The 11,864-nt window shown below is 50.4% G+C and carries 9 protein-coding genes and 3 pseudogenes; 2 read left to right on the top strand and 10 right to left on the bottom strand.

The features are described from left to right. Positions 1-19: 19 nt before the first annotated feature. The 7 genes and pseudogenes from WJM78_RS08700 to WJM78_RS08675 all read right to left on the bottom strand — a co-directional run. On the bottom strand, positions 20-652 hold the full coding sequence (locus tag WJM78_RS08700; protein WP_339015801.1) for a molecular chaperone: 633 nt from the start codon (positions 650-652) through the stop codon (positions 20-22). A gap of 125 nt (positions 653-777) precedes the next feature. Next, positions 778-1,386 (bottom strand): fimbrial protein, encoded by a 609-nt coding sequence (locus WJM78_RS08695; protein ID WP_339015147.1) that lies wholly within the window; start codon positions 1,384-1,386, stop codon positions 778-780. A gap of 774 nt (positions 1,387-2,160) precedes the next feature. Then, positions 2,161-2,706 (bottom strand): fimbrial protein, encoded by a 546-nt coding sequence (locus tag WJM78_RS08690; protein ID WP_339015145.1) that lies wholly within the window; start codon positions 2,704-2,706, stop codon positions 2,161-2,163. A gap of 383 nt (positions 2,707-3,089) precedes the next feature. After that, positions 3,090-3,824, bottom strand: a pseudogene (locus WJM78_RS08685) (IS3 family transposase); the annotation flags it as partial. Between the two features lie 173 nt (positions 3,825-3,997). After that, a complete protein-coding gene (locus tag WJM78_RS22815) occupies positions 3,998-4,168 on the bottom strand; it encodes an Arm DNA-binding domain-containing protein (protein WP_422388447.1) in 171 nt (56 codons plus the stop codon). Between the two features lie 629 nt (positions 4,169-4,797). Continuing rightward, positions 4,798-5,145, bottom strand: coding sequence for an ADP-ribosylglycohydrolase (locus WJM78_RS08680; protein ID WP_339015143.1), 348 nt, complete (start codon positions 5,143-5,145; stop codon positions 4,798-4,800). 164 nt (positions 5,146-5,309) lie between these two features. Further along, a pseudogene (locus WJM78_RS08675) lies at positions 5,310-5,562 on the bottom strand (ATP-binding protein); the annotation flags it as partial. A 326-nt stretch (positions 5,563-5,888) separates the two neighbouring features. On the opposite strand from WJM78_RS08675, the gene WJM78_RS08670 reads away from it, so the two are divergent. Then, positions 5,889-6,623 (top strand): EAL domain-containing protein, encoded by a 735-nt coding sequence (locus WJM78_RS08670; protein ID WP_339015141.1) that lies wholly within the window; start codon positions 5,889-5,891, stop codon positions 6,621-6,623. A gap of 345 nt (positions 6,624-6,968) precedes the next feature. On the opposite strand, the gene WJM78_RS08660 is transcribed toward WJM78_RS08670, so the two are convergent. Then, positions 6,969-7,379, bottom strand: a complete 411-nt coding sequence (locus WJM78_RS08660; protein ID WP_339015139.1) for a hypothetical protein — start codon at positions 7,377-7,379, stop codon at positions 6,969-6,971. Between the two features lie 169 nt (positions 7,380-7,548). Here WJM78_RS08660 and WJM78_RS08655 point away from each other — a divergent pair. Beyond that, positions 7,549-8,225, top strand: a pseudogene (locus tag WJM78_RS08655) (transposase); the annotation flags it as partial. A 139-nt stretch (positions 8,226-8,364) separates the two neighbouring features. Here the strand turns inward: WJM78_RS08655 and WJM78_RS08650 are convergent. Further along, the gene (locus tag WJM78_RS08650) at positions 8,365-9,540 is read right to left on the bottom strand and encodes an HlyD family efflux transporter periplasmic adaptor subunit (protein ID WP_339015137.1); all 1,176 of its coding nucleotides are present in this window, start codon (positions 9,538-9,540) and stop codon (positions 8,365-8,367) included. Then, positions 9,537-11,714 (bottom strand): type I secretion system permease/ATPase, encoded by a 2,178-nt coding sequence (locus WJM78_RS08645; protein ID WP_339015136.1) that lies wholly within the window; start codon positions 11,712-11,714, stop codon positions 9,537-9,539. Before WJM78_RS08645 ends, WJM78_RS08650 begins: the two co-directional genes overlap by 4 nt. Positions 11,715-11,864: the final 150 nt, after the last annotated feature.

Here is an 11,864-nt window from a genome sequence, read left to right as displayed (position 1 = left end):
TAAATCTGATGAGTTGAGATTATTTATTACCCCGCATGCCTGCGGAAAGTCCATTTATAAGCTTCCCATTAAATATGGTTTGCCCACCAAAATCATTGATAACGGCGATGTCAAATTCACCAGTTGACCTTATCCCAGGAGAGTCGATTGTGAGCGAATCTCTCGGCGCAATCATTTTTCCTTTTAGTGTTAAATTACCCTGGCGAAACCAAAGCATATTGATGTAGTAAGGCGTTGGATTATAAAACTCCAACTTGTTACCTCTAACAGTGACGTTAAGCTGAGTTGATGCAAGATTGGCAGTTCCGCTTAATCCAGCTGGGCGATAGAAGAGCTTCACTCTCTGCCTTAATGCTAACTGTAGCTGGTTATCACCCTCAACTTGCAGTGGTATCTCTTGTACATTAAGCCAAAATACCGACTCTTTATCTTGTGGCAAGCTGTGCCCCTGATACAAGACCCGTAATAATTGGTGCTGGCCTCCTTTCATTTTAACCAGTGGAGGGGTTACCGCAAATGGAGGTGGATTATTATTATCCTCCTGAGCCAACCAACTTTGTATCAAGACTTCTTTGTTTCCATTATTGACAACATTTATTGATGCATCTTTTTGTTTACTCTCATAAATTACCCTCGTAGCAGAAAGACTAATAGATGCATTTACGTAAGTAGGATAAATAATTACACCAAAACACGTCAGCAGGAAAAAAATATACGCATAGACTTTACTCTGATATGGAGAGCATGGCCGAAGCCATGCCTCACATTGATCATCTATTATTCGTAAGTCATTACGAAAGGCAGTACGGCACTCACTTCACCAGCAGAAACAGCCGTCCCTGAGCCATCTTTTGCATAAGTCGCTGAAATCATAATGTTGGCATTGCCAGCGATCATGGGAGCCGTAATATTGGCAGCGCTACCTTCTGAGAAGTCCAAAGGCTGACCATCGTTACCCATTACGACAATACCGACACCTTCTGCAGCACCTGCAGGAGCTGCAGTATTGTTAAGAACCTTACCTGTAAAGCTATTCGGATTTGGCATCAGCGCCATGGTAACCGTTCCATCGTCAGTTGTCCCGGGACACACAACCTGCGCATTCAGGCTGGTTACACCATTATGCTGACCGACGTTTTGCACAGCTTCAGTACCGAAGGTAGGGAGTTGCATAACCAGATTTCCGCCACCGACAAGCTGGCACGATGCTGCGGTGATGACACCGCTAAATTGAATTTCATCAGCGTTTGCATTCATGCCGATTGCTGAAAGGGAAAACAACAGAGCTGCGGAAATTACATTTTTCTTCATGGTTAAATATCGCCTATAAGCTTGGTTAGATCGCCCATTTTTTATAATAACCAGAATGGCAATATAAGTAGACATGGGCTAATTCATGGTCTGTTGCTGATTATGTATAGTAGCTACATAACTGATCCGAATATTGCTACACCTTGCCGAAAAACTTGTTGTATCAAGTATTCCGGCCATCGGGTGGCAACGCCTGATATGACAAGGTTGACACCGGGGCTCCGGCTCAATGCCACGGGTAGAGAGATGCTGCACCAGTGCCGTGATTTACTATTCGGAACGACAACTTTTGTCATCATACTGACAGCTTACGGCCCCGTATAGCAGCCGACACCGACTCTAAATGTAGGAATAATCCCAATCGGTATTGCTGCCACATATCCTGACAAGCGTGTCTGATGGCCAGGGATGGCACCTCATATGTTATGTGGCTCGGTTGACGCCATTCATAACGGGTCCATCACGCACCGCGGACATGACCTGCGTTGCACTGACTGATGCGCAAGGTGGTTCGACGCCTTGCTTGAGTCAATCCATCTAACTCGCGGTATTCCCACCATTACCATTTTGCCAGCACGCCGGTTACACTGTGACGAGCGCTATCATCCGCCGTTCAAAAGGAATATCTGCGCAGTCGGGTATCACAACCCCAAGCGGAAAAGAGTGTCTCGATGTATGAGGCCACATCAAGGTCAATAACACAGGGGCCACTGATTACCACACTAGCAGGTACTGAATATGGCGGCGGCAGTCAGGGGAAAAAGCAGGGCGGGTGTGTGAGCACGCGGTTTCGTCAACACACCAGACCCAATATGAGATAGGGAGGAGATATTCCCCTCCCGGAAAAGATTACTGATATTGAATTGTATAGACTACATTGCTGACCACGGTTCCGGCTGTGGTTTGGTCTTCAGCATAATAACGTACTATGTATGGCAGTGTCGTGCTATTGCCAGACACATCTTTATACTCGGTTTTCGTCACCTGATTGGTGTTACCCGCCTGGATGACGGCCTGAGACGCGCTAGAACCATCGAGCAGTTGCAGGCTTACGTTTGATGCCGTGCCCGTCAGGTTCTTCAGTCGCCCAGTAATGGGATCCACTGATGCACCCGCTTCAAAGTAAGCAGAGGCAGTCTCCAAGGCGCCAAAACAGTTGTTCAGTGCCATCACAAAGCCTGTGTCACCGGCTGTTTTCGTGGCGCTGTCCAGCTGGTTGATGCCGACAGTAGGCAGAGTGACGGTGGCATTCGCTCCCTGGCCATCAACAACAACGTCACAGGTGTTGCTAGTCAGTTCGCCGCTAAAGTTGATGGTACCGGTAGAGGCGGCTTGCGCCATACCGACAGAACCGAATGCGGCAACCATGGATGAAACGAGAGCTAATTTTTTCATGTTAATTTACCTGTCTTTTTTAAGTTAAAGAGTTCAGTGTTCCCACTGCGGGATATATTCGACGGTGGACGATATTCAATGTCATACCGGCCGATAAACAGCGCTAGACACCTCCCTGCAGTCTTTAACATAGGTATTATTTCATTTCCTTATGGGCCTATCAGAGAGCAATGATTAACGCTCATCAACATCCTGTACTGTTTTGTCCTGCCTTGCTGTTGGGATAAATACTACCGTGCAAAGGCAAACCTGCGCAGTGAACTAATATCAAGAAATATTATGTGTAAAAAAACTGATATTTATCAGGTTGATACGAATTTTTCTTATGCCAAAAAGAGGGGGTATGTGGATTTGACCCCATAGGTCCAGACACTTTTTCCCGCTTAGGGTTGTGATACCCGACTGCGCAGAAATTCCCGGGGTGAACGGTATCCCAAGGCGCTGTGCGGGTGGTGCTCGTTATAATGCTCAAACGCGATGGCCAAATTGCCTACCGCTGTTCGGCTATCTGGTTTCGGCATCATCTCGATATAGTCTCGCTTCATCGTCTTCACGAAGCTCTCCGCTATACCGTTGCTCTGTGGGCTTCTCACCGCCGTCGTTCTGGGCTCCAACCCGATTTCTCGTGCAAACGCGCGGGTCTCATGGGCTCGATACGCCGAACCATTATCTGTCAGCCATTCTACCGGTGATGCCGGCAACGCATCCCCGAAGCGACGTTCGACAGATCTCAGCATGACATCTTGCACTGTGTCACTGTCGTAACCCCCGGTACTGGCCGCCCAGTCCAACGCCTCCCTATCGCAGCAGTCCATGGCGAACGTGACACGTAGTTTTTCACCGTTATCACAGCGAAATTCAAAGCCATCCGAGCACCAACGTCGATTGCTCTCTTTGACGGCAACACGCCCCTTATGTGCCTGCTGGGCCAACGGTGCCGCCGGTTTTCTTTCCAGCAGCAGGCCATGATCGCGCATAACGCGATGTACCCGCTTAGCGTTTACTACAGGCAGTCGTGTTGCCTCTGACTGACGCCGTAACAGCGCCCAGACCCGGCGATAGCCATAGGAGGGAAGCTCTGCCATCGCCTCCATGATACGGCCAAGTAAGGCTGCATCTTCAAGGGGCCAATCTAGTATGAGCTATTCTGATGGGGCTGATTTTTACAATACAAGGTGGAGCTGCCTAAATCAGGGGGTATTAATGGGGGGGCTTTCCTCCCCCAAACGGTATCTGAGTGCCAACGTGGCGAATATAAGTTTCCATAGATGAGAGAGAGACGACCATCCCATTAACGCCCTTTGGGGCCCGCTCGCCGATGGCATCGATGCACTGATTGGCGCGGCACCCTTTTGAGCTCATCGGCCTTGATCCGGGCTTCTCTCAGGGTCAGAGTCGGATACCGACCAAAAGAGGTCCGGATCCGCTTCCCGTCGACCACATGCCGAACCTGGAACGCAATAAGCAGACCCTGACACTAACCCCATCACCGTCACTCACTTCGCTCGGGCCAGCATATGGTTTACCATTCCCCCTCGAAGCCAGTTATCTGATAATGCCATTGCTACCCCATAAAATTTTGTACCACTCTCATGGGGTGTTCTGTACCAGATAATGTACCAGCAGGCCATTGAACAACGTCAGGTTCGGGTGAACGATGAAAGTGTATTCGGCATTTACACCTCACCACAGCGACACTAAACCCTGAAAAATCAATCAGAAGCGTGAACATAAAAGAATACATGAGCACATCAAAGAACCAAGCCACACAGCAAACCTTCTATTTCCACGTTTTGCAATATGTCTTTTTTAATAACCGGATTTATAAAGGTTTATGGCTCTAACGCTGATGAGAGCGGTACACAATTGGGACGTGGTAAAATTTGAGAGGCATTGCTACAGATAGTAACAGTATTCGTCCGAGCAACTTAACCGACAGAACTTCATCCGTTTTTTGCCGTAATAGAGCCAAGCCAGACCCGTCCAGCTGTTTCATATTTGAAACACCACATGCAGAAGTTCGTGGACATAAACTGCAGAAGTTCATTTTTCTTTTATATTTAAATAAGTTGCTGAAGAATTCAAACATCCTCACTCGAGACTAAAAGGCTCACCCATGTAGAAAGCACCCACCAGCAGACCATAAACAAGCCGCACTCGCTCATCCCGCCCCAGCAGTACGCCGAGCAATACCTCGCCGCTGGCCGAATCGTCCCCATGCCAGAAGCACCAGAGGGCTGTCTCCACTACATCCAGCCAGCTGGCATGGCCCAGCTGATTGCGTGACTTGCGCCGCCAGCTGCCACGCACCACAGCGCCGCTATTCGGGGATATGGCCGCCAGCGCCCGCTGCTCCATCACACTTGGCGTGAGTCCATCCAGCTTGGCCTGACGGCTGCCGCGCCCTCCTCGCAGCAATTTGTCGAGTAGCAGCGCCAACAGACGAAACGCATCCTGATCTTCAAACTAGGATTTTCCCCCCAGCAAGCTATTACTCTCGAAATATAGAGCTCATGTCATATTTGCGTATTCCGGCGAAGTTGAACAGCCATTCCGGCCAACGTGAAAACCCTGATCCTTAACGCGCTCACGTCATCTCGTTTCTAACTCGACGGTTCAGATTGGGTCAACTCACTTCTCCTCTTTCTCATCGATTCTCCCTTCAGTGACAGCCGGTGAGCGTTGTGCATCAGCCGGTCCAGGATCGCATCTGCCATGGGTGTTGTCCCCCAAGCTCGCGTACCACTCTTCAGTTGGCAACTAGCTGACCACTTCCGTCGAGTATTTCCCATACAGATCATCCATGATTTCCAGCAGTGCGTTGCGCTGCTCGGCATTTACCGCTTCCAATCCCCAGGGCGCTGTTTCCCAAATCGGTGCTTCTTGAATAGAACTAAGGAATATGCGAATAAGTACTTGATGAACAAAAAATGGAAATTTTATCCATTTAAAATCAATTAATTAGTAGGTGGCGCTTTTATGCCATATGACTTATTCGCACCTTCCCTAACTGAGGAAGCGGTGATCTGATCTCCACTTCCCCCTTCAAGCCATGCATCATGGGCAACAAATCCCCTATATTGACGTCACTAAATCCTGCCAGTTATCAGACTATTCCTACGGCATTTTGATCATTTCCTCCTGTATTATATGCAACCATATCCATTAATCAGGTGAGTGCCATGTTTGCGTTTAAAAAAGAAGAGTATCCGATGAATGACATGGCAACCGTGGCCGAGGTCGCAGTGCCCTTTTACCAGCCGATCATAGGCCGCGATCATCAGGTCAAAGGCTATGAGGTACTGGCCCGACGTTGGGAGCCGGCACAACAGAGTTATCAGGGCATCGACTTTCTCTCCCTAAGCCAGGATGAATCCCTGCATCTGGACATCGTCATGCTTAGGGCCATCATGCGCGATCTGCCGACCCTAGCAAAGTCCGGCCCCTATCTGCTCTCTATCAACCTCAACCCGACGCTGTGTAGCCCGACCTATCAGAACCTCTTGCTGCTGGTGTTGATGCAGGCGCATAAGGTGGGTATGGAGATCTGGTTCGAGGTGCTTGAGCACGCTCCGCTGCGCAGCAAGCACAGGGCACTGCTCGAGGTGCTGCGTGCTCATGGCGCCCACATCGCCTGCGATGACTTCGGCACTCAGGAGTGCAACTTCCAGCGGGTAATGGCGCTGCCCTACGAGATAATCAAGCTAGATCGCTCCCTGCTGCTGCAGGCAGCACGCACGCCCTATGCCTTCAAAATGCTGGCCGGTCTGGTGGAATACCTGCAACGACTAGGCATGAAGGTGGTGTGTGAAGGAGTCGAGACACTGCAACATATCGAGATAGCCAACCGGCTCGGCTGCGACTACCAGCAGGGCTACGCCTACGCCATGCCCTCACCCCTCTCCCGTTGGGCCTGATCGGGCCCGGACATTCATCACGCCTCTCGCACGCAGGCGGCATCAGCATGTCATCCCGCTGCCAACACCCCGCGACTGGGGCAGGTCCTCCCACGCAATACCGATTGTAAGGACAAGCAGAATGCCATTTAGAACCGCATGGTCATCAAGACGTTAGCGAAAGCTGTTGAAGTGGCAGGAGTAGTTTCAGAGATTTCCAGAGCTGCTAACTGATGATTTCGTGTCATGCTACCTATATGGGGATTGGCATCATTCAAATCAACTCAGTTTTGTTAGCGGCTCTAAAGTAGAGCAAACAAGACTCCGGTTTGAGGCCAGAGCACACTCTGTACACACATATGCAAATCACGACTTCCAATATATTACCATATCATATCCAGCCTCAATAAAACTGCGTTTAGGTTGCTCTTTAATTTCGTAGTGCATATATATTCCAGCTTCATCAGGAATGCTACTGAACTTTTCCGTCACAATTATATTATTAAACTTTACGGTCGGGCATTCTATGCAATCAGGCAAGGTGCGAGCATACATCTCATAGCATCCATCACCAAGGTGCATACGCACAGCAAGAGTCTGATGAATTTGATCAACATTTAATATATTTATTTTTTGAAGGCCCCTATGTGTTAGTGATATAAAGTCTGAATGTTCCTTGGCTGCTATCGCATACCAAGTTACATTGCCTTTTTGTGCATTAGCATTACACGCTCCACTAAGAATCAGAAGTAACATTGTTATGATATTTTCTTTCATCACCCAGCTCCATTTTAAATGCTCTCTGTAGAATGATTATCTTATCGGCTAACATCCGGTTTTTATGAGGGTAAATTATGTTTTTTTCGGCTTTGCTACCCAGCACAGATCCAATTAAGCCCGCTCAGTGAGATCATGTCCCCTACTGATATTAGAGATGAGGTTCAGCATGAGTCATCAACGCACTTTCGCGGATAGCGAGTTCAATGGTAAACGCCGCAAAACCCGCAAAGAGATATTCTTGACCCGCATGGACGCTTTGATCCCATGGGCCAGAATGCTCGGTCTCATCGAACCTATCTACCCCAAAGCGGGTAACGGTCGTCGTCCCTATCCACTCGACATCATGCTCCGCATTCACTGCATGCAGAAGTGGTATAACCTCAGCGACGGCACCATGGAAGACGCACTCTAGGAGATTGCCTCGATACGTCTGTTTGCCAAACTCTCCCTGGACCAGGCCATCCCTGACCGCACGACCGTCATGAACTTCCGCCATCTGTTGGAGCAGCACCAACTGGCACGCCAACTCTTTGACGCCGTCAACCCGTGGCTCTGTGAGGCTGGCATCTGATGAAGCAAGGCTCGCTGGTCGATGTAAAGGCCGCATGGGCGATTTCCATGCACCCCGGCAAGCTCAAGTAGCTCAAAAAAGCACCCTCGTAAAAACAAAGCGGTGATTGCATTTGAGAAGCTCAAATCCAGCATTCGCCCCAACTGTTCCGGCTCATCAAATACCAGTTTGGCTTTGTGAAAACGCGGTACAAGGGGCTCCGAAAAAACGACAACCAATTGGCGATGTTGTTTACGCTGGCGAATCTGGTTCGAGTGGACCAGATGATAAGGGCATGGGGAGCATGCGCTAAAGCGCCGTATTTGGGAGGGAATGAGACCGATGCATGGAATAATGAAAATTTAAAATGTGGGCATGTCACTCATGATGACCAACTTGATCGCACTCTCACCTAGGCTCGTGAGCGACGTTTTATCTCTCTCTCAATGCCTCCTTAGCTTTGTTCAACGGTTTTAGTAGATAATCAATAATAGTTTTACTTCCCGTTTTTATATCAACGGTGGTAATCATACCTGGAAACACCGCAAATTCCCTACCCTGTTTGTTCGTCAGATGGTTGCTGTTCGTACGGATATAGACGCGATAGTAGTAAACATCCCTTTTCACCTCATCCTGCAGCGTATCCGGCGAAATCATCGTCACCTCACCTTCCAGTCCACCGTAGATGGAGTAGTCATACGCGGTAATTTTCACCAGCGCTTTTTGACCCGGATAGATAAAGGCAACATCCCGCGGGGAAATTTTCGCTTCAATCACCATCTGATCGTCAAGCGGCACCAGACTCATCAGCTTACCGTTCGGGGGGATGACACCTCCGAACGTAGTGACGTCGATATCCTTAACGATGCCTCTTACCGGCGCATTAAATGTCAGACGAGTCAGGGAATCTTCACGCCCTTTCATCACAGAACGCTGCGCTTCGATCTCCGCATTCGCTTTCGCCAGCTCCTCTCGGGCACGGACGTAATACTGGTTTTTCATCTCTATGATTTTGTTCTCAAGCTCATTTTTTTGGCGCTCAAGACGTAAGACTTCAACCTTGCTGGCCGCCCCCTGCATCACCAGCGGGCGGGTTAACGCCAACTCGCTCTGCACAAGCTCTACCCCCTGGCGTAAGCCGGCTAACCCTTTTTCAAGACTCTCGCGGCGTGACTGATACAGCGCCGTCTCCTGCCTGACCAATTCCACGTCATCATCCAGTTCAGATGGGAAAACCTGCTCCGTGTCGTTCACCTCCGCATTCAGACGTGCAGCCGTTGCCATAGCAGCATTCAAGCGAGACGCACTCTCCAGCACGCTTGACTCGGTTTTCGTCCGGTCAAGCTGCGCCAACGGCTGACCGCGCTCGACGATGTCGCCTTCGCGCACCAGCAGACTGTGGATGATGCCCCCTTCCAGGGACTGGATCACCTGTTCGTGGGAAAACGGGATCACCTTGCCACTACCGGTGGTTACTTCATCAAGATGAAACACGCTCGCCCAAGTGACAAATATCGTCAGCAGGGCAAACAGCGACCATGCCACCCACGTTGATCGCGGCAGGGGCGGCTCCTTCAGACGGCAGTTAAAGCGGGCAAAATCATTCATGCTACGCCCTCCTCTGCTACCGCCGCCGGTTTCATGGTAACGGTACGCTGTGGTGCCTTTTGCAGGACACTACTGTACTGGCGAAAGATCTTATCGCGAGGGCCATCCATCACCACCTTACCGTTTTCCAGCACAATGATACGATCGACTAGCTCCAGGATCGGCAGACGATGAGTAGCCACCACCAGCGTCCGGCGCTTGCCTAACCACTGATTAAGATGCTGGATAAACTGCTTCTCGCTGATCTCATCCAACCAGGCGGTTGGTTCATCCAGCAGCAGAATGTTAGGCGAGGTAATCAGGGCACGAGCCAGCAGCAATGCCTGACGCTGACCGCCAGACAATCCAGCACCACCTTCGTTGATGATGTAGTTCAGCCCCATTTTTTGCTTGCGGACAAACTCCAGAGCGCCACTGTTGACCAGCGCCTGATGGACTTCATCGTCAGTTGCCAGTGGATTACCCATCAGGATGTTGTCACGCACGGAGCCAAAGAACAGCCGAGCCTGCTGGCTGAGCAGTTGCATGTCGCGGCGCACATCGGACGGATCCAGATGATTCAGCGCGATATCATCCAGCAGGATGCTACCTTGCTGAGGCTCCTGCATGCCCGCCAGAAGGTGCAGCAAAGTGCTTTTACCCGAACCATTACGGCCAAGCACAGCAATACGCTCCTCGGCACGTATCTGCAGTTTGCTGATGTTCAGAACGGTAAGTTTTTCTTCGTCGTAATAAAACCCAACGCCTTCGAGCGCATAATCACCACGCAGATGGGCTTTATGCACTTTCTTGCCCTGCAGTGGATCGTCAATCGGGCACTGCATCAAATCGTCTAGCCCCTTTCGCGCCACTTTTGCCGATTGCCAGCGGGAAAGCACGCCTGAAATCTGTGATAATGGCGCAATCGTACGGGACGCTAGGATCGATGTCCCCACCAGCGCACCTATGGTCATGTCCCCGCGGATCACCAGATAACAACCCACCAGCAACACCGCCGCGTAAACAATCGACTGCACTTCCTGCGTCCAGGTCAGCAGTAGCCCCGTTAGCCAGCGCTGCTTCATGCCCACGTTGGCCGCGACATCGTTGGTGTTATTCCACTGATTTTGGAAACGCTGCTCGGCACGCATCAGTTTGATGTCTTCAATGCCCTGTACAGCTTCAACCAGCGTGGCGTTACGAATGGCTGATTCGCGCATCCCTTCACTGGAGAGTTTCCCCAGTGGCCACTGTACCAGCAGGCCAGGAATAAGCAGTAACGGCACGGCGAGCAGCACAACCAATACCAGAGGACCGCCAATCATCCACAAAATAAACACAAACAGCAGGAAGAATGGCAGATCGGAGATCGCAGCAATGGTGGTTGAGGTAATCAGTTCGCGCACCGACTCCAGCTCGCGGATCTGTGCGATAAACGATCCTGTCGATTTGGAGCGAGCCCCATTTTTGATACGCAGCGCGTGGGCAAAGACGCGTTCAGAAATGCGCAGGTCAGCGCGTTTACCCACCACATCGGAAATATGCACGCGTAGCATGCGCATAATGAATTCGAAGATGATGGCAATCATAACGCCGCCAAACAGCACCCACAGTGTAGCCTCCGACTGTGATGGCACAACCCGGTCGTATACCTGCATGGAAAATACCATCCCGGACAGTGCTAGCACGTTGGCAACCAACGCTACCAGCATAATATCGCTGTAACGACGCCAGTCTTTCAGTGCCAGTTGCCAGAACCAGTTTTTCTCATAAGGCTTGATGTAGTCATCCACGCGCGCATCCGGCGTTGATTCAATCGGACGCAGCACCAGTAAACGTTTTAAACGCGAACCCAGCTCTTCACGCACAAGGACCGTTTCCAGACCGCCATCCCCGCTAAACTGGAGGCTGACATTCCCGTCACTGTCCATGCGGTTAATCACTGCAATTTGCCCTTCGGTAAATTCAGCGAGCAGTGGCAAACGCCACGGGTCAAGAGAGACCGACTCAGCAGCAACCACCCGTAGCCCAAGTCCGAGCTGGCGTGCCATCTCTTCAAGTACCAACTGGTGCGGGGACTGACTTTCATGGTTCATCGTGACCCGGACATGCTCCGCAGAGAAGTCCAGCCGATAGTGCTTAGCGATAATAAGCATGCCTTGCAACCAAGGCTCGTACTGCGGATGTGTATTCATAATGCTACGCCCTGTCCAGTGCGGTAATTTCGCACTGAAATGATGCCTTTGCGAAACGATTCAAAACCGAACAGCTTCCAAGCAGGTCCGAAAAGAATCTTGTGAAATATAGGGTTAACGCAATTCGTGTAAAAAACGCAAAAGATTGCG

This window comes from Aeromonas popoffii (genome assembly GCF_037818705.1).
Taxonomy (GTDB): Bacteria; Pseudomonadota; Gammaproteobacteria; order Enterobacterales; family Aeromonadaceae; genus Aeromonas; species Aeromonas popoffii.
This window is presented reverse-complemented; position numbering and strand designations above follow the sequence as displayed.